Here is a 20,443-nt window from a genome sequence, read left to right on the forward strand (position 1 = left end):
CAGGAAAAATCTGCTGCCGTTTTAATAAATTTAACAGGGTTCAAAATAACCGGAACTGGCTTTTAGCCTGCCGTAATTCTGCCGCATATATTTTTTGCCGAATCCAATACAACGTCCATCCTGGTCTATGAAATACCTGTATATTACAAGCAGTGGATCGGATAGTTCACACTGCAGTGTATGTGCTGTTTTCTCATCTCCGGATTCCACACCTATCTCCATTTGGGTGCAGAAGGCGAAGGGAGCTGTCTTTGCGGCAACGATTTCGGGAAAAACGGAATAATTAATTTCATTTTCTATAATAGGACATCCCTTATCATAAGGGATATATTTAATGTCAAAGGCAGCAGGGATTCCATTCCTGGAAATGACTCGGCTGATTTCAATTACTTTATCAGACGAATTCAGTTCTAAAGCATTTCTGATTTCTTCTGAGGGTTCTATCACTGTGATATTTCTGTATTTCGTTTGGTTTCCGGAATCATCTTCGGAAAAAGACATAGAGAATACATTGTGCTGAGGAGACGATATATAAGAACCCTTTCCGGCTCTGGAATAAATGAAACCTTCTTTTTCCAGTATATTTAAACTTTTTCGCACCGTCTCGCGGCTGGTATGATATTGGGTAGATAATACATTTTCAGAAGGAAGTAAATCCCCGGGATTAAATTCACCACCCATAATTTTCCTGCGCAAGGATTCTGCTATCGTAATGTATAGAGGCTCTCCAAAGGTATTATTATTTTTATCCATAGCTTTTTGCTTTCATAGAAGACTTGCAGATTACAGCAGTTTCGATGGGGTCCTGTGAATAGGCATCTTTTGAATTTCAAGTGTTTATATTATCTTCCAATTAAATTTTCTCCCTCCATATGATGTACACGGGCAGTGCAGCCACATTCTGCCATCGGGTATATCATACTGGTATATCATACCGGTATATACAACTCAATATAAACAAAGGGGGTTAATAAGTATATAGATCCTCAATTGCAATTTCTGAGTCTGCAGGAACCTGCAGAAACTGTTCGGCAGGCCAGGGGCCTGATAAGAGTTGTGACAGATAACGGGTCGAGGCCGGTATGATTTTTGGCGATAAGTCAAGAGTCCGGGCAATTTTTTCTGTTTCTTCCATGAGTGAATCCAAAGGACATATTTTTGTATCGAGAAGGCCCAGAGTGCTGTAGTGGCCAAACATGGCATGAAAAATTTCACGGCCTGTTTCAATCCCATATTTTTTAACTGTATATTGATATTCCACCCAGATATTCCGCTCACCTTTCATCCATCCTTTTGAAAGAAAATAAGTTGGATTTGTGTGATTCAGCGCAGCTTTTACAGACACGGATCCCAGAAGCAGTGATATACAGTCATCTACTCTTGGCAGTATCAGTGTATAATTTCCGGTCTTTAAATGAAGAACAGAGTTACCGCAAAATCCAAATGCCATGATCACCAGTTCCTGCCCGGTGATTTTGTCTAACTCTTCCTGTAAGCGTTCGTGCAGGTGGGCTGGATTATTGTGCAGGCCGGATTCCAGCCACACAACAGGTGGATGCATTGACAGGGATTCCATAACATAGAGCAGTTCTTCTTCCAAAGTTTTGCAGGCAATAATTGTGGATTTCATTAAAATGCCACCTTTCTTTTCGGCAGTGCAGAAGTGATAAGCTGCTCAAATTATATCCTGTTTTTTTTGTTAAGTCAAATATAGATTTAAAATATTGTATAAAAACAAAAAATGACAGAAAATAATCAGTTTATATAAAAAGTGTAAAAATATTGATGAGAGATAGTTACGGGGTAGGGGAGCAGTATTATGAAAGGTTCCGAGCTGCCAGTATGGCACATAATACGATGATTCCAAAGCAGTTTGAGGGATTTGCCGTATACGCCTGTCTGATGTTAATTTAATATAAGTCAGTGCGCCTGTTTACAAGCGATGGTATCCGGGAATGGGCATCCCTGGTCAGGCCGGGAGTAACAGGAACAAGGAGGAGCTCATTTTGCGGCCCTCCCTCTGCCAGTGTATTGCCGAAAGGGTCACAGGCAAAACTTTGTCCAATGAAAGTATCCTTTGCGTATTGGCTGCATCCTATAACGGTTATACCGTTTTCTATGGCTCTTGCTGATATGAGAGTTTTCCACTGCAGTGCTTTCAGAGGGCCATCCACCCAGGCAGAAGGATAGATAAGGAGTTCAGCACCCTGTAATGCCGCATGCAGGGCTACTTCCGGAAAACGAAGATCATAGCAGGTGCCGAGTCCAAGCCTGCCGAAAGGCGTTGCTATTGGTAAAAAAAGTGAATTGCCTGCAAGTGTGTGGCCGGATTCCTGCCAGTCAAATGCATCGAACAAATGTGTTTTTTGATAAGTACCGCGTATTATGCCGCCACTGTCCAGAATGACCAATGTATTGTAGCATTTTTTTTCATGCACATCAGAGGATTTTTCATTCATTCCGAAAAGAAGCCAAATGTTATATTTTACTGCAAGCTCTTTCATACAGAGAACAAACGGACCGTCAACCGGCTGGGCATGCGCTGTATAAGATGCGGTATCTCCTGTGCAGGGATACATAAAGTATTCAGGGAAAACAATGAGAGATGCCCCCTCTTTCTGCGCTTCAGCTATAAATTTTTCGGCAGTTACCAGGTTTTGGGATATGTCCGGCAGAGAGGTACATTGAGCCAGTGCAATCGTATATGACATAAGAATCCCCCTTTCAACGGGTATTGGCAGTCTGCTGGAAAACGCTGTTTTACGTGCGCTTTTTGCCATTGTAGCAGATACACAGGGAAAGTCAAGCGCCTGTGTCCGGCTTTTCAGAATAAATGAAACCTACAAAGCATATAGTAGAGAAAAAGCCTGTGAGGCGTGTAAATGCTGAATATTCTCTGGGGAGCCATGATGCTCATAGGAATTACATACGGTGCCATGACGGGACGCATGGGAGAGATCACGGATGCGGCTCTATCATCTGCCAAGGAGGCGGTGGTGCTCTGCATTACCATGGCGGGAATCGTTGCCATGTGGATGGGGGTCATGGAGATTGCCAGATCCTCCGGCATGATAGAGAAGATGACAGAGAAAATGCAGCCGCTGCTGCGTTTTTTATTCCCGAATCTGCCCAGGGATCATCCTGCCATGGAGTATATATCCGCCAATATCATCGCCAATTTTCTGGGGCTTGGATGGGGGGCAACCCCGTTTGGCCTGAAGGCTATGGAAAAGCTGGCAGAATTGGAAGAGGAACGGAGGCAGGAGAACGGACAGGAGGCAGACATAAATTCCCGGGGAAAACTGCGGATACTGCCCAGGGGGACAGCCAGCAATGAGATGTGTACTTTTTTAATTTTGAATATTTCTTCCCTGCAGCTGATTCCGGTAAATATCATAGCATACCGGAGCCAGTACGGAAGTACAAACCCTGCAGGAATCGTAGGGCCGGGGATTGTGGCTACGCTGCTCAGCACGGTGGTGGCTGTGGTGTTTTGCAAGATGAAGGACAGGAAGCGGAGAGCGTGAGCTCTCCGTTTTGTATTGTATAGAGATTCCCACTTACATAGAAATAAGTATCACCTTAACTAAAAATAATATGGAAAAATCAGGGTATAGTGGCATTTTGCGCATGGATATTCCTTATGCAGAGATGCGGAGTGTTGATTTTGCCCAAAAATTACTTTATAATGAGAATGCTGTTTTTAAAAATGACAATGACTGCCGTGTGCGGCATACAAAAAACGGTTAATGAAATACAATTAAACAGAAATGCAGGGGACAAGAGATGAAGATTAAAATGCAATTTGTATATAAACTTTTTTTAATCCTGATATTGGTACTGTTGTTGACCATGGGGACAGTCTCCTTTCTATGGTATGCTCCAAGTAAGGAGATGACAGTTTCTGCTGTACTGAATACGACGAAAACTGTGCTGCAGGAGAAAGTGCTGAATCTGCAGATGATTCTGGGAGATGCAGATTATGTAAGTCATGTGATTTCCAGAAATAACAGGCTCGTTGACCGTTATATTGGCAGCAAGTGGGATGAATCTTATCTGCAGAAACAGGCAGAGACCAGACTGAATGAATATATTGACAATATTTATGTGAGTAAGCAGTATGTGCAGTCCATCTATCTGAGTAACGGAATAGGTGACAGGATCGGGCGGGGAAGCAGCATTGATGATGGCAGATTTATTGAACTTCTTCAGACAAAATATACAAAGCTGCAGGATGAAAATGCCGTGGTGCTGCCTTACGGGAAGCACGAGGACAGCCGTGAGCTTATGATCGTGCGGGAAGTCCACTATTATGAGAATGATATTGGATATTCTGTGGTGAGCATTCCTTATCATATTGTACAGGAGAATTTTGATGGTGTATTTCCTGAGCATACCATGCTGGCAGTTTACAATACCTATGGGGATGTTTTGTACCGGAACAGGAAACATGAGCAGGATTTAGGCGATGCGACTCCTGTCTGTGAACAGGAACCGGGGAGCAGCATTGTGAATATAAGCGGTGAAAAGTGGTTGGTTGTCCGTAACAACATTGATGAACTTGGCATTTTGGCAGAAGCGAGGATTCCACTCAATGATATTCTTATAAACGTGACACAGACATTTCATAATATTTTCTTTACCCTTCTGGCAGCGGTCTGCATTCTGGGGGCAATCATGTATATCCTGGCCCGGTGGCTCGGTAAGAATATTACAACTCTTTCAGAGGCCATGGGACGCTTCAGCAGTGGTGATATGGACACTGTAGTGACGATACACAGTAATGATGAATTCAGTGTACTGGGTAATTCTTTTAATGAGATGACGCAGAATATCAGACAACTGCTTGAGACTGTGCGTCAGAAGGAAAAAGAAAAGGTGGAACTTCAAATAAAGTCTCTGCAGGGACAGATCAATCTACACTTTTTATTCAATACACTAAATACAATAAAGAACCTTTGTTATATACAACGAGTTACAAATGTGGAAAAACTGGTCAACGCTTTGATGGAGCTTCTGCATATCAGTATGGATAACAGCAGTGAGTGGGTCACACTGGAGACAGAGATAAATTATATCAGCCAGTATCTTGAAATTTACCAGTACAAATCCCTGGATGATATTATGTGTTATATTGACATGGAGGACGAAGTAAAGCAATGCCTGGTGTTGAAGTTTATGGTGCAGCCCATTGTTGAGAATTCCATAATTCATGGATTGGAGGGACAAAAAGGAAAAGGTATCATCCATATCAGCGCACAGAAAAAGGAGACAGATCTGGAAATCGTGGTAAAGGATAATGGAAACGGTTTTGATGTGTCAAAGCGGAATACCCTGAATTCTATTGGACTGAATAATATCGAGGAGCGTATCCATATCCATTTTGGAAAGGGATATGGTCTGAAAGTAGAAAGTGTGGAAGGTGTCTCCACAACGGTGAGCATCCATATTCCTTATCTGTGTACAGAGAAGAGCAATACGTCAACAGAGGAGGAGCAGGAGGAGAAGGCATGATAAAAGTAGTGCTTGTAGATAATGATGTATTAGACTTGATGCAGCTTAAACAGCTCTTGAAAGTGCCGTTAGACTGTGTAGTAAAAGATTTTATTTATCCCAGGGAAGCATTGGAGTATATGGAACGTGAAGGTGCGGACATTCTTATAACAGATATGAAGATGCCCCACATGGATGGTATTTCCCTGATCAAAAATGCTAAAAAACTACTGCCGCTGCTGCATACTATCGTAATCAGCAGCTACAAAGATTTTGAATATGTGAAAGAGAGTTTTAAAGAGGGGAGCCTGGATTATATTCTGAAGCATACCCTGAGTGAGCAGGTGTTAAAAGAAGCATTTGATCAGGCAGTCTCTAAAATGGAAGAGCACAGGCTGAAGGAGAAAGATCCGGAAGTGTTGAACAGAAGCAGGCAGCTTCTGAAGGTGAAGATGATTCAGCAGGTCATCTTGGGTGAGATCACACCTGAGACGTTTGAGAGGCAGATGAAGAAGTACGGAATTGAGATACCGTCTTCTCTGTTTGTTCTAATGGTCTGTGAAATTGATGATTATCAAAACATTACAGTTTCTTTTAACCGGGCAGACACCAGAATTTTCTGGGATTCTGTTATGGAGACCGTAGAGAAATCTCTGGAGGGATTCCGGAATGCAGAGGCGATAGCAGGAAGAGACGGGGAACTGCTGCTGCTTCTTCCTATGGGGGAGATCAGAAGCGAAGCAAGGATGCAGTCAGAGACGGAGGCAGTCATAGAGCGAGTTAAAAGAATGCTGTTTAGAATGTTCAATATGAATTTGAGCATCGGGGTCAGCAATCCAGTTCCTGTCAGGATGCTGCCTCTTCAGTATGAAAGCTGCAGAAAATATTTAAATCGTAAGTTTTTGGAAGGAAAAGGCGGGGTATACCGCACTGAAAGCACAGCGAAAATATCTACGGGAGTGAAGATGGTGAGTGGCAGTGAACGGCCGTACAGGGAACTTTTGCAGAAGATCAAAGAAGGGAATACTGACAGGGAGATACTTGACAGGCTGTTTACATACTATAAGAGCAACTATTATCCGCGGGAGATGGTTGAGCTTCAAATGGTGGAGGTGCTTCAGTGTCTGTGGGCTGTTGCAGGGGAAAAAAATCTGGAATTAGAGGAGGACTATCAGCTTCCGGTCTTTTATGACCGTTTCTGCAGACTTGAGACAATAGAAGACATGCAGCAGCAGATAAATATATTTTTTACCTGCTTTGAAAAGGCGAAGCAGGAACAGGAGGAAAAGGAACATACGGGTTTCAACAGGTATACAATTGCCTGTCTGGATTATATCCGGAAGAATTATGCAAATCCATTGTCTCTCCAGGAAGTGGCAGATTACATGGGGGTAAATCATACATATTTGAGCAAACTGTTTAAAGAGGACACAGGAGAAAATTTCGTGGGATATCTGACAGACTACAGAGTCGGAAAGGCAAAGGAGCTTATAGAGAGGAGACAGTATAAGATTAAAGATATCTATGCACTGGTAGGATTCAGCAGCTACAATTACTTTTTTAAAGTATTTAAAAAGGCAGTGGGCTGCAGCCCGCTGGAGTATGAAAACAAAAAAAGTATAGTAAATCCAAAAAAAGTATAGCCTTAAAAGAGGCTATCTTTTTTTATAATAAAATCATAAAAAAGAAGACTTTTTGAAAAAATATTGTAGCAAAAAGTTATATTTATTGAGGAGGTAGAAAAAAATGAGGAACAAAATGACGAAACTTACCGTATTTTCAATGGCAGCTGTTGTAGGGGCTTCGGTACTTACAGGCTGCGGGGGAGGCAGCACAAAAGGGGATGATGGAAAGGAAACCAAACAGAATGACGGGGATAAGGTAGTTTTGAGATTTGTGACAGCATCTGCATATGATTCACAGGAGAAGGTAGTACAGGCATTTAACGAGTCACAGGATAAAATTGAGGTAAAACTGGAAAACTACGGTTCTGCATTTGACCAGAAACTGGCGGCCGCGATAGGCGCAGGAAACACACCGGATATCATAAAACTCTGGAATTTCCCTGCTTATTATGAAAGTATTATCCCACTGAATGATAAAATAGAGACGCTGGAGGATAAAGACGATATTTATGATATGTTGTTCCAGTATTCCACGATGGAAGACAATATTTACGGTGTTCCGGTAGGCTTCTCTACGAGAGCTATACACTATGATAAAAAACTTCTGGATGAGAATAATATCACAATCTCACCGGACTGGACGTGGGATGACCTGAAGGCCTGCAGCAAACAGCTCACAGATGATCAGAAAACAGGAATGTTTTTATATTTCAATCCGGATCCTTATTCCTTTGAGCATTTCCTGTGGAGCAATGGAGGAGAGTGGATTGATGACAATGGCAAACCGGTTATCAACAGTAAAGAGAACGTGGAGATGATTCAATACCTGCACGATATGATCTATGTGGACAAAGTTGCAGCAGCAGATGATTTTAATCAGGATTTCGCACAGGCGTTTCTTTCGGGAAAATATGTTTTTGCAGAGAATGGAAAATGGCAGGTGGAAGATATCAACAAAGGAGGTATGGAACTTGGGATTGCACCTATGCCGGGATTTAATGGCAAACCGGGAAAATCCGTTGTCCATTCGGATTTCCTGACAATCGCAAAAGATTCAGCCTATCAGGATGAGGCATGGGAATTTATTGAATTTTACAGTTCTTATGATTCTGTGAAGACATTAAGTGATTCCGAAATGCCGATTAGAAAATCTGTTGCTAAAGACATGGGACTTTTAGATGATCCCCAGATGAAACCTTTTTATGACATGCTGGAGACTGTGGATGCAGACAGACCTTCCCTTGTAAAAACACCACACTGGCCTGAGATCAGCGCGGAGATTCAGGACGGAATGGAAGCGATTTTCATCCAGGAAGATGCGGATATTCAGCAGATTCTTGATGAGGTGCAGAAAAAATCAGAAGTGGTCACCCAGTAAGCCCGACAGCAGGGAAGGAAGAGGAGAAAGTATGTATCTGAAAGGAAAACAAAAATGGGTTCCCTATCTGTTTATCCTGCCGTGGCTCATAGGACTTCTGGTGTTTGTAGCGTTTCCAATGATCTTTTCGCTGGGTATGAGCCTGTTTGACTGGGATATTGTGGGAGACAGGATATTCATAGGATTGAAAAATTATATCGATATGTTTCACGATGAATTGTTTTATCATTCTTTAAAAGTTACATTTCAGTATGCGGTTATTTTAGTGCCGTTAAATGTGGGACTTGCCCTGGCACTTGCCCTGCTTTTGAACAAGCCGCTGAAGTGCCTTGGGGCTTTTAAAACTATCTTTTATCTCCCCAGCGTTCTTTCAGGGGTAGCGCTGGCCCTGATATGGGGATGGATTTTAAATGACCGGGGTATCCTGAATTATCTGCTGAGTCTGTTTCATATAAAGGCTGTGCCCTGGCTGAAAGATCCGGATGTTGCGGTGTGGTCTATGGTACTTACAACGGCATGGGCGTTAGGCTCTATGATGATGGTGTTTTTGTCTGGATTAAAGGAGATTCCCGAGCAGGTGATCGAAGCTGCCAGAATAGACGGGGCAAGTGGTTTTAAGAGTTTTTATCGGATTACATTACCGCTGCTTGGGCCTACGATTGTATATAATATTATTATGGCTATCATCGCATCCATGCAGCAGTTAACGGTGATCATCAATTTGACAAACGGCGGGCCAATGAAATCCACCTATATGTATTCCATGTATTTATATGAGAATGCATTTACAAAGTTTCGTCTTGGCTATGCATCGGCAAATGCATGGGTAATGTTTATTATCGTAATGGCACTAACAGGTGCAGTAATGTTTATTTCAGAAAAATGGACCTATTACGAGGTATAGAAGGGGTGATTATATGAAAAAGAAAATATCAAATGGAATTTTATATTTTATTCTGATTTGTTTGTCTCTGATATTCTTATTTCCATTTTTCTGGGCACTGGTGACGGCTCTGAAGTCGCCGGCCGAAATTTTTGCATACCCTCCCAGCTTTTTCCCGAAAGAACTGCATTTTGCCAACTTTGCGGAGGCGTGGACTGCGCAGCCTTTTACCAAATATCTGATCAATTCTTTGATTGTTACATTCTTTGCGGTTGTGGGCATGACATTTTCCAGTGCCCTCACCGCATACGGATTTGCACGCTTTGAATTCCCGGGTAAGAATTTGTTATTTATGATCTTGCTTTCCACAATGATGATTCCCTGGGAAGTGCTGGTTATTCCGCTGTATATGCAGTATAACTTTTTCGGATGGCTGGATACACTGAAACCATTGATCATTCCGTCTTTTTTTGGAGGGGCCTTTTATATCTTTCTCATGAAACAGTTCCTTCGCACGATTCCTAAAGACTTTGAGGAATCCGCTATTATTGACGGGGCAAATTATTGGCAGATATTCTGTAAGATATTTCTTCCTTTATTAAAACCCCAGATGGTTCTTTCAGCAGTAATGTATATGATTATTGTATGGAATGATTATCTTGGACCATTGGTATACATATCAAATTCGGAAAAATTTACGCTGCCTATCGGGCTGTCTCTGTACAAGGGAGCTCATACGACTAACTTCTCAGCAATCATGGCTATTACTGTGATTATGACGGTTCCCACAGTCGTGGCATTTTTTATAGGACAGAAGCATATCCTGGGAAGCAATATCTCTTCCGGGATCAAGGGATGATCAACTATGTTCCGAATATTGAAAAATCTGAAGGGTAATCCCAGAATATGCATTCTGATTGAGCCTCTTTGGAGCATTCCTTACAATCTTTATCTTCCCTATGCAACTGTTTTTATGTATGCATTAGGTATCCGTGATGCGCAGATTGGATTTTTGCTTTCCATAGGAATGGTATTCCAGGTGGCAGCATCTTTTGCAGGCGGTGTGATTACGGATAAATTGGGGAGACGGCTCACGACAGTAATTTTTGACATTACTTCCTGGTCTATACCCTGTCTGATATGGGCGTTTACAGAAAGTTTTGCAGGATTTGCCGTGGCAGCTGTTTTAAACAGCCTCTGGCAGATTACAAATAATTCCTGGACATGTCTTTTGGTAGAGGATTGTGAAAAAGAAAAAATAGTGGATGTGTATGCATGGATTCATTTTACAGGGCTATTGGCTGTTTTCTTTGCACCATTATCTGCTCTTTTAGTAAATTCACTGGGAGTGGTGGCTGCGGTCCGCAGACTATATCTGATGTCTTTTGTCCTTATGACCTTAAAGTTTCTGATTCTATTTTGTTTTGGAAAAGAAACACAGCAGGGGAAAATAAGAAAGCAGGAGACCGCGCAGATATCTTACAGGAAATTGTTCAGTCAGTATGGTGCAGTGATCTGCAAAATGATACATTCCCGACAGGTTATGACAGCACTTGCCTTTATGGCGCTGATGAATATTTCAGTCTTGATCACAGGTAATTTTTTTAGTCTGTATATTACCAGAACACTTGAAATCAGGGAAAGCTGGATTGCGGTGTTTCCTACAATTCGTGCAGTTATTATGCTGGTATTTATGTTGTGCATGCAGAGATGGGTCAACAGACTGCCTTTTCGACGGGTCATGATGACAGGATTTTTGTTCTATCTTGCGAGCCAGCTTGTGCTGATCTTCGCCAGAGCGGAGAGTATTGGTACGGTTTTAGTCTATACATGCCTGGAGGCGATTGGATATGCACTGGTCATGCCCAGAAAGGACAGCTTGATGTCCCTGTGCATTGACATCAGAGAACGGGCGAAAATGACGGCACTTCTGTATGTGGGCATGATTGGGATCAGTGTGCCGTTCGGATGGATAACCGGATGGCTGTCTTCAATTAGCGGGGAACTGCCGTTTGTCCTAAACATGGTACTTTTTCTGACAGGCATGATCATTGTGCGTATCAATAAGACACTGAAAGATTATGATAGAAAATATTACAGGTTTTAGTACATGGAGGTAAGTTATTTTATGGTTGCGGTACGGAAGAAAGGTAGGATTATTTTAGAATGAATTGGTCAGAATGTGTGATGATTTCCACAATATTGCCGGGAGAGGAAAGTGTGGTAGTAGTGGGAAGCATGAGATTTACTGTGCTTTCCGAACGGACGCTGCGGATGGAGTACAGTCCTTCAGGGAGATTTACAGATGCTCCGAGTCAGGTTTTCTTCCGGAGGGAAGGGAAGAAGACAGAATACAGACGTGAAATCCGCGAAGGGAAATTAAGACTGGAGACAGACTGTCTGGTGCTGAAATGTGCGGCAGAAAACAGAGAAGATTTTGAAAATACTTTGTCTGTGAAGATGAAGGAGACTGGACAGGTGTGGAACATAGGAGAAGCACCGAATGGGAATCTGGGTGGAACATTGCAGACTCTTGACAATATTGACGGAGCGGTGCCTCTTCCAAATGGTCTGCTGAATCGGGCAGGTTATACGATTTTCGATGACAGTAATACAGTGCTCCTGGATGAAAAGGGATGGCCCTATGAACGAGAACAGGGCAGCAGAGATTTATATTTTTTCTATTACGGTACGGATTATAAATGCTTTCTAAGGGAGTACTTTATGCTTTCGGGAAAAGTACCTGATATCCCACGGTGGACTCTTGGAAATTGGTGGAGCCGTTTTTATCCTTATACGCAGGATTCTCTGCTGGAATTGATGGATGCGTTCCGGGAAAGAGAGATTCCACTGTCAGTGTGCGTCATCGATATGGATTGGCACATCCGGGAGAATCCTTATCATGAAGGCTGGACCGGTTATACATGGAACAGAAATCTTATTCCCGAGCCGGAAAGACTGATTGCCGGACTGCACGAAAGGGGACTGAAGACGGCATTAAATCTGCATCCGGCGGATGGCATTGCACCTTTTGAGGACGGATACCGGGAGATGTGCCGGGATATTGGACAGGATGCAGATCAGGACCGGGTGATTCCTTTTCGTCTGGACGACAGAAAGTTTGCAGAAAGTTATTTTAAACACCTGCATGAGCCGAAAGAGAAAATAGGAGTTGATTTTTGGTGGATGGACTGGCAGCAGGATAATACTTTTAGTATCCCCGGACTGGATACGCTCTGGTGGATCAATCATTTACATTACTGCGATCAGTTAAAGCATGAGGGAAAGATACCGGTAATTCTGTCAAGATGGAGCGGGCCTGGTTCCCATCGTTACCCAATACAGTTTTCGGGGGACACTATCGTAACGTGGAAAAGTCTTGCGTTCCAGCCTTATTTTACAGCTACGGCCGCTAATGTGGGATGTTTCTGGTGGAGTCATGATATTGGTGGACACATGGGAGGTGTGGAGGACGGAGAACTGTTTTTGAGATGGATACAATATGGGGTGTTCAGCCCTGTACTCCGTCTGCATAGCAGTGATAATGAGTTCCAGGACAGAAGACCGTGGAATTATGGGAATGATATCTTTTCTCTCTGCCGGGAAGCTATGCGGCTGAGGCATGCACTGATTCCCTATTTGTACAGCGAGATGTATGCGTGCACAGAGGGGTGCCCCATTGCTGCACCTATGTACTTTTATCACAGAGAGGAGGAAGCGTATCAGGTTCCTCAGCAGTATTATTTTGGCAGATATCTGATTGCGGCACCCTATACAAGTCCGGCAGACAGGGAGAATATGCACAGTCATCAGGCAGTATGGCTTCCGGAAGGATTGTACTATGATTTCTTTACATACAAGACCTATGTGGGAAGTAAAGTTCACGGTATTTATGGAGACAAATCCCATATACCGGTGTTTGCCCGTGCTGGCTCTGTCATTCCCATGGCAGAGTATGTTTCCTTTGGTGATACTGAAGAACCAGCCCAACTGCTGCTGAAGATATTCTGCGGATGCAGCGGAAGTTATCTGCTTAAGGAAGGAGATATGCAGGACAGGGAAACAATGTTTGAGCTTTTTCATGAAAATGACATCATACAGTTTTCTATTCACAGGAGACAGGAAGAGAAGTACAGGAAAAGAGAGTATCACCTGCTTTTTATAGGGGTAGGAAAACCGGAGCTTGTCACTGCAGAGAATGGAACATTTGCGTTCCGACAGGAATATCAGAAAGAAAAGGCAGTACTGCATTTGTATGTGACGATGGAAAAAGGACAGGAGAGGTTACAGCTCTGTTTAAAGGCTGGCACACCTGAGGCAGACCCCGTAAGTCGGAAGATTATGGAAGTAAAGGAATTTTTGAAATCCTGCAGGATTAGCAATGCACTCAAAAAACATATTTATAACTGTTTATCTGAATGGAAGCCGTTGTGCAGGGAATCAGAGAAATTGTCCTTGGAATTGTCCGGTTTTATACGGGATATACGACAGTTGGTTCCGGATACAGTCCTCTGTGGCTTGCTTGAGATTCTGACTGGCTGCGGCTGCATAGAACTTTGTAATACAGCGCAGAGCAATGTCCTTTTATGGAATGCCGAAGATATGGAAGGATTCACTTACAGCATTCAACAGGAACTATACTGGGAAATCATTACTGAAAAAGGGAGTGTAGGAAATTTTCGCAGTATACCACTGAATAGGGAAAAGGATACGGAAAAGAAAAAGCTGGAAATTAACTGGTTTGACTTGTTCTGCAGTGTATTTGGATGTTGACGGGATACATATTATAAAGGTCTGTCCGAAACGGTGTGGTTCATGGACGTACTGTGCCAAAGTTAAACATAAAAAATGCAGGAATCAAGGGGGCTGTCCAAAACAAGCCCCCCTTGATTCCTGCATTACCTATCAGCCTTTTCCAGATAGGTACTAATTAAATGCACCAATTTTTCAATCTCAATAGGTTTGGTAGTATGTGCGTTCATACCGGCATTGAGCGAACGTTCCACATCATCCTGGAAGGCATTGGCGCTCATGGCGATTATGGGGATTTCAGCTGCCCCCGGCTTTTGGCACTTTCGGATTTCCCGGGCAGATGTCAGGCCGTCCATAACCGGCATCTTTATATCCATAAGAATCAGATCATAATATCCCGCCGGTTTTTGTAAATAGCTTTCCAGGGCTTCTTTTCCGTTTTTGCAGCGTTCCACCTGAAAATTGTAGCTGCCAAGCAGTGTCTGGGCAATCTCTGCATTGAGGTCATTATCTTCTGCAAGAAGAATGCGTTTTTCTTTTAAAGAGCTGTCTATCCTGTCCGCTTTCGGTGTGACCCGATCAGCGGCTGTCTGACATTTGGACAATTTCATCGGTATTGTAAAGTAGAACTCTGAACCGAATTCGAGCCGGCTCTCCACCTGAAGGGTTCCGCCCAGAAGTTCTACCAGGTTCTTGCAGATTGCCAGTCCCAGTCCTGTACCCGGGGTTTTGCTCATGTTATTCCCATCACCCTGTTCAAAAGCGTCGAAAATGACCTCCTGGTTCTCCGGGCTGATACCGCAGCCGGAGTCTTTGACTCGGAATGTGAATTCGGCCTGTTCCTCATTGACAGATACTTCCTCAGCCACCAGTACCACCATACCCATTGATTGTGTGAATTTTATGGCATTGCTCAGCAGGTTCCCCAGAATCTCGCGCAGAAAGACAGGATCGGAGATCACATGCTGGTGCCGGATACTGATGGCCCGTGTCAGGCCGACTCCGCCTTTGGTGGCAGCAAAATTATATTCAGCGATGATTTCCTCCAACAACTGACGCAGATCGTAATCCACTTCCCTGCATTCCATCTTGCCGCTCTCAATTTTTGACATATCCAGTACATCATTTACCAGCATCTGAAGGTGCTGCATGGAAAGTTTCATTTTATCCAGACAGTCCTCGATTTTATCCCTGTCATCCATATTTAATCTTGCGATATCGATCATACCCATAATGCCGTTCATAGGTGTACGGATCTCGTGGCTCATTTTGGAAAGGAATCCTGTTTTGGCAGCATTGGACTGGATTGCAACTGCCAGCTGCATTTGCGCTTCTTTCAGACGTTCGCGCTCCGTCACGTCCAGGAAAGTAAACTGAATGATACTGGAGACTTTGTCTTCTATGATCCAGTTGGCGGTACCTTCAATAGTGGTAAGGCCGCCGTCCTGTTTCGTCAGGTTAAAACGTACCTCACGCTGTTCACCCGGTTTACCAAGAGAATGCATAAAGGTACCGATTCCCGCCAGGCATTTCTGATGTTTGTCCTCCGGTGTCTCATTAAAAAGATGTCTTTCAATGTCTCCCTCATTTTTTTCATCCAAAATATCAAGTGCGATTTTGTTTATGCTCAAGATTTTATTGCTTCGGATATCCACTTGGACGATTCCGCATACAGCTGTATTATAGAGTACCTTGTAAAGTCTGTCATACCGGTCGCGCTCTGCCTCCACCTGCTCCAGGGCACGTTTTCTTGCGGTGGTGTCCATAAATGTACTCTGAATCAGTTTTTTGCCGTCCGGGGTGCAGATCACCTTTGCCACTCCTGTGACCCAGCGGATACCGTCATCCTTTGTGCAGACACGGTGTTCAAAACTGGCACATTCACCTTCTTCCTTCAGAGAAAGCAGTGTGCGCCGTATGTATTCCGTATCCTCAGAAACGGTCACCTGAGGAAGTGTCTGCGCTGTCTGCCTGCGAAATTCCTCCATGGACTTATAACCCAGCATTTGGAGGGCTTCACTGTTCGCGTTATAACAACGCAGGTTGTTGTCCTCTATTTCATATTGAACGATCCCGCAGACTACGTTTTGATACAGCTTATTATAATAATCGCGTTCTTTTTTGAGCTGCTCCTCATAGTCTTTGATCAGTGAGATATCAGTGACGATACACTGCAGTTCGATATGCCGTTCCTGCCGGAATGCTACGGCCTGCAGGGAACACCAGCGGCCTGTTCCATTCTTCTGCCACAGGCGGCATTCTACCTTGAGAAGTCTGCCGACGGAGGCGGCATCCCGGATTTCTTCCTTTAGTTCAACCCAGTCGGAAGTATGCAGGAGGCGGTCGAAACGGTTATGCAGGTCCAGGCACATTTCCTCCGAGGTATACCCGATCAGGTCAAAGAAGCTGTCATTTGCATACTCGATCACCAGGATATCATTGAATCTTAGGCGGAGCACACCGCCCGGGACACTGTCCGTCAGATGTTTTAGATCAAATTTGGCGGCTTCCAGACGTTTGGTGATATCGAACATGGATATGAGGACACCCTTTGGGGTGTGGGTATGGTCAAAATAAGGGCGGATCCGTACAAGCCAGATGACATTATTTTGATCGGTGATCTCCTTTTCCACAATTTTTCCATGTCTTGATACATCAGTTACATCCTGTGTAAAGTCAGGGTAAGAATCAAGGAAGTTGATCTGTGTGACCGGACGTTCCAGGTCTGTGACCCGCAGATTTGTATGCTGGAGCATAAGGGGCGTTATTTTTCGGATGTGCATATTTTCATCCACATACAGGGCACCCACATCTGCGTTCAGTAAAAGGTTATCAAAGTCCGCATTGGCAGTGGTCAGTTCCACAATCTTGTTCTGGTACTCAGCATTGATGGTGTAAAGCTCCTCGTTGACGGACTGCATTTCCTCATTGGTGCTTTGAAGTTCCTCATTGGATGCCAGAAGTTCTTCATTGGTGGCCTGCAGCTCTTCGTTGCGGGATTCCGATTCCTCTACGGCCAGTTTCAAATTCCAGTTGCTTTCATTCAGCGCATTTTCCAGGATCTGAATACGGCTGTCCTTTAATTCTCTTAAATCCATGGGGGAATCAGCAGCTTCTGACTCTGCCTTTTCTTCGGATTTGATTTGTATCAGGTAGTATTCCCCTTCGGTAAGGTTGAAAAAGCGAACTTTCACACACAAAACTTCCTCGGGGTAGTCTGCCAGGCCGGTAGCCCGTTTTTCAACGATACCGTCGGATATCTTTCTGGAATCCAGAAGCAGACGATTGAGAAAGGCAGCCAGGCTGGGAGAAAAAAAGGAGCTGAGGCCTCCGTCAAATTGTCCGTCCTGCATCCTCATATACTGCCCGCCGCCCTGAATGACCTGCAGTACCTTAAACTCATGATTGAGCAGAACGGATGGCCCGGCCATGGCGAACAGCAGCTTTTCAGAGATATTGGTAGAGTGCAGTTGTTTCTGCAGGGGATTAGCCTTCTGGATACGTTCTGTCTGGTGGGGAGAAAAATTCCCAAACATGTTCAAAGCCGGATACATGGAAATATCTTTTTTGGAATACTGTTTATTTTTAGAATATATCTTCCACTTTTTATCCAGCAGATTATAAGCATCTCCCATATCCCCAACGGATTCGCTGCTGCCTAAAAACAGATAGCCGTCATCAACTAAGAGCTGATAGAAGGAGGCCAGTGCCTTCTGCTGCATTTCCGGTTTCACATAGATGAACATATTACGGCAGACGATCAGATCCAATTTTGAGAAAGGGGCATCCCTGAAAATATTATGTTTGGCAAAGACGATCATTTTCCTGATCTTTTCGCCTGCCAGGTATCCGCCGCTTGTGTGTTCAAAGTAGCGGTCTAATATTGCCTGATTCAGATTTTCCAGAAGACTTTCCGAGTAAATGCCCTTCTGGGCGGTAGTGATGGCATTTTGATCCACATCTGTGGCAAATATTTTCACATCCGCAGTAAAATGCAGGTATTCCATACATTCGCAGAGCAGTATTGCCAGGGAATATACTTCTTCACCGGTAGAACATGCGATACTCCACAGGCGGATGGACTTCTTTTTCTTAAGGAGGGGAATGACCACATTCTCACCCAGATGGCGGAATGCTTCCTCATCCCGGAAGAAGGAAGTTACGCCAATAAGCAGATCCCGGTGAAGCTGGGCACGTTCTTCCTCTGTTGAGAGGAGATAGTCCAGATATTCCTCCACTCCATGGAAATTATTGAGTGCGATGCGGCGTTCAATCCTTCGGTAAATGGTATTTGTTTTATAGATCGTAAAATCAATATCCGAATACTGGCTGATAGCATTGAGAATGCAGGAATAATCCTCTGCCAGCTCCATGTGATCCGGTTCTTCCTGGTGCATGGACTGTATATGAGGATTTTTCAGGTATTCTCTCAGGGATGAGCCTATCTGCGTCACGTTTAGAATCAGGTCCACCATACCTGTTGAAATGGCACTCTGGGGCATGGATGCATACTGGGCCTCTGTGGGTTTCTGAACTATGACAAGTCCCCCGTTTTCCTTGATAGAGCCGATTCCAATCGCTCCGTCAGAACCGCTTCCTGACAGGATAATGGCCGCGGCATGCACATCGCTTACCGAGGCCAGGGACTGGAACAGCAGATTAATGGGCAGATAGAGCTGGTTTCGGTCATGAGCAGATTCCAGGTGAAACTTTCCTTCTTTCATGGTCAATGTTTTTCCCGGGTGATTTAAGTAGATGTGATTGGGCTGGGGAACTGCGCCTTCCTCGGCCAACTGCACCGGCAGACTGGAGGATTTCTGCAAAATTTTATCCATCAGGCTGACTGCGTCCGGCGAAAGATGCTGTACAATAATAAAAGATGCGCCGGTGTCCGGCGGCATATGCTGAAATAGTTCCTGTAATGCCTCCACACCCCCTGCGGAAGCCCCTACACCAACATAACATCGAACATTTTCCTGATTCAGTGTAAGATGCTCTGCCTGACCGGCATCCTTCTCTTCCATAATAGTCTCCTTTCATGCAGACAATAACTATGGCTATAGTATATATTTTTTTATATTTGATTTATAACTTTTCTTTTTATGCAAAAAACACCTGATGAAGATATTTCCTCATCAAGTATTATTTAAGTATATCATATGGAATGACACATTGCACTTGTATTTGCCAAAGTTTGTCATTCTTAAGTAAATATTAAACTATCTGGATACAATTTCAGCTATTTATAAAATTACCTGGTATATCTGGCGCAGCTATTCCTCTCAGCTATATAATGGGGCAGTTCCACTTTCAGATTCAGTTTATGTCCGCCCTGAATCCGGTCCAGTAAAACCTTCATGGCAATATTACCCAGCTCTCCGACGGGAACATGTACTGTAGTGAGCATGGGTATAGTGCGCTGGGCATGGGGAATATCGCCGATTCCTATGACTGAGATATCTTTTGGGATTCTCCTTCTGCATTCCCGGTAATACTGCATTGCACCTATAGCTGTCAGATCATCAGCGCATACAACTGCGGTGATGTCAGCCTCCCGTTCCAGAAGCAGCCTTGCTCCGTGATAGCCCCCCTCCATTGTCTCCTTGACATTGACCGTATTGGTTATGTGAAAGGGCAGTCCAAGTTCTCTCAGTGCCTGTTTGTATCCCTGAAAACAGGAAGTGTCTTTTTGTGCCCCGAGATATCCGATTTTATTATGCTTCAGACGGTGAAGATATTGTACAGCAGTAACAGACGCATGATAACCATTACATATAACCTGGTCGCATTTTAAATCCAGAGGATTGATGCCGATGTATACAAGGTTTCGGTAGGTGGTTTCAAGAAGTTCAAACTGCCGCTGCGTCAGGCATCGTTTTCCGAATAACACAGCACCGTCAGCATTGTTTTTTTGCGTTGTTGGGGGATTTGGGGGAAAGGAAAATTCTTCCAGAAAAAAAGAGCGGCGTACAGTACATTTTTGTCGAATGGCGATCTGTTCAATTGCCCGCTCTAATTCCTGGTAAAGTGGGCTGATATCTGTTCTGGAATGTTCACCGTAAATACAGTCAATCGTGTAAGACGGTTCGGATTCCTCCGGGACGGGGCTGCCGTTCTTTAATGTCCGGGCAGCCGCGTTTGGGATGTATCCGTTTTTTCGGACGATAGACCAGATTTTGTCCTGGGTATGTTTGCTGGCAGCATTGCTTCCTTTATTGTTTATGACTCTTGAGACTGTGGAGATGGAAACCCCGGCTTCCTTTGCAATATCCTTCAGTGTCATTTGATTTCCTCCTGTGTTGTTATATTATA

The 20,443-nt window shown here is 43.9% G+C and carries 13 protein-coding genes; 8 read left to right on the top strand and 5 right to left on the bottom strand.

From position 1 onward, the window contains the following. Positions 1 to 30: 30 nt before the first annotated feature. From LC508_RS20905 to LC508_RS20915, 3 genes are all read right to left on the bottom strand, one after another. Positions 31 to 753 (bottom strand): GntR family transcriptional regulator, encoded by a 723-nt coding sequence (locus LC508_RS20905; RefSeq protein ID WP_103732770.1) that lies wholly within the window; start codon positions 751 to 753, stop codon positions 31 to 33. A 214-nt stretch (positions 754 to 967) separates the two neighbouring features. Continuing rightward, positions 968 to 1,630 carry a DUF1638 domain-containing protein gene (locus LC508_RS20910; RefSeq protein ID WP_033141591.1) on the bottom strand — a complete coding sequence of 221 codons (663 nt, stop codon included), beginning with the start codon at positions 1,628 to 1,630 and terminating at the stop codon, positions 968 to 970. Between the two features lie 280 nt (positions 1,631 to 1,910). Beyond that, positions 1,911 to 2,711, bottom strand: coding sequence for a carbon-nitrogen hydrolase family protein (locus LC508_RS20915; RefSeq protein ID WP_054350349.1), 801 nt, complete (start codon positions 2,709 to 2,711; stop codon positions 1,911 to 1,913). A gap of 171 nt (positions 2,712 to 2,882) precedes the next feature. Here LC508_RS20915 and LC508_RS20920 point away from each other — a divergent pair, with 171 nt between their 5' ends. The 8 genes from LC508_RS20920 to LC508_RS20955 all read left to right on the top strand — a co-directional run bounded on the left by LC508_RS20920 (position 2,883) and on the right by LC508_RS20955 (position 14,152). Next, positions 2,883 to 3,527, top strand: coding sequence for a nucleoside recognition protein (locus LC508_RS20920; RefSeq protein WP_033141589.1), 645 nt, complete (start codon positions 2,883 to 2,885; stop codon positions 3,525 to 3,527). 259 nt (positions 3,528 to 3,786) lie between these two features. Further along, complete coding sequence (locus LC508_RS20925) at positions 3,787 to 5,514, top strand: sensor histidine kinase (protein WP_103731517.1); 1,728 nt, start codon at positions 3,787 to 3,789, stop codon at positions 5,512 to 5,514. Continuing rightward, the gene (locus tag LC508_RS20930) at positions 5,511 to 7,136 is read left to right on the top strand and encodes a helix-turn-helix domain-containing protein (RefSeq protein WP_103731518.1); all 1,626 of its coding nucleotides are present in this window, start codon (positions 5,511 to 5,513) and stop codon (positions 7,134 to 7,136) included. The genes LC508_RS20925 and LC508_RS20930 overlap by 4 nt, the downstream gene beginning before the upstream one ends. 103 nt (positions 7,137 to 7,239) lie before the next feature. Then, a complete protein-coding gene (locus tag LC508_RS20935) occupies positions 7,240 to 8,496 on the top strand; it encodes an ABC transporter substrate-binding protein (RefSeq protein ID WP_033141586.1) in 1,257 nt (418 codons plus the stop codon). Between the two features lie 31 nt (positions 8,497 to 8,527). Continuing rightward, positions 8,528 to 9,400, top strand: coding sequence for a carbohydrate ABC transporter permease (locus tag LC508_RS20940; RefSeq protein ID WP_033141585.1), 873 nt, complete (start codon positions 8,528 to 8,530; stop codon positions 9,398 to 9,400). 13 nt (positions 9,401 to 9,413) lie between these two features. Next, complete coding sequence (locus LC508_RS20945) at positions 9,414 to 10,238, top strand: carbohydrate ABC transporter permease (RefSeq protein WP_103731519.1); 825 nt, start codon at positions 9,414 to 9,416, stop codon at positions 10,236 to 10,238. A 6-nt stretch (positions 10,239 to 10,244) separates the two neighbouring features. Further along, on the top strand, positions 10,245 to 11,486 hold the full coding sequence (locus LC508_RS20950) for an MFS transporter (protein WP_054350355.1): 1,242 nt from the start codon (positions 10,245 to 10,247) through the stop codon (positions 11,484 to 11,486). Positions 11,487 to 11,545: 59 nt separating this feature from the next. Next, positions 11,546 to 14,152 (top strand): glycoside hydrolase family 31 protein, encoded by a 2,607-nt coding sequence (locus LC508_RS20955; RefSeq protein WP_103731520.1) that lies wholly within the window; start codon positions 11,546 to 11,548, stop codon positions 14,150 to 14,152. A gap of 125 nt (positions 14,153 to 14,277) precedes the next feature. Here the strand turns inward: LC508_RS20955 and LC508_RS20960 are convergent, their stop codons facing one another. Together LC508_RS20960 and LC508_RS20965 are read right to left on the bottom strand one after the other, a co-directional pair. Further along, positions 14,278 to 19,155: a CheR family methyltransferase gene (locus LC508_RS20960; RefSeq protein WP_103731521.1), complete on the bottom strand. Its 4,878-nt coding sequence runs from the start codon at positions 19,153 to 19,155 to the stop codon at positions 14,278 to 14,280. Between the two features lie 227 nt (positions 19,156 to 19,382). Then, the gene (locus LC508_RS20965) at positions 19,383 to 20,414 is read right to left on the bottom strand and encodes a LacI family DNA-binding transcriptional regulator (protein ID WP_054350359.1); all 1,032 of its coding nucleotides are present in this window, start codon (positions 20,412 to 20,414) and stop codon (positions 19,383 to 19,385) included. Positions 20,415 to 20,443: the final 29 nt, after the last annotated feature.

The organism is Blautia parvula (genome assembly GCF_020215665.1).
Lineage (GTDB): Bacteria > Bacillota > Clostridia > Lachnospirales > Lachnospiraceae > Blautia > Blautia celeris.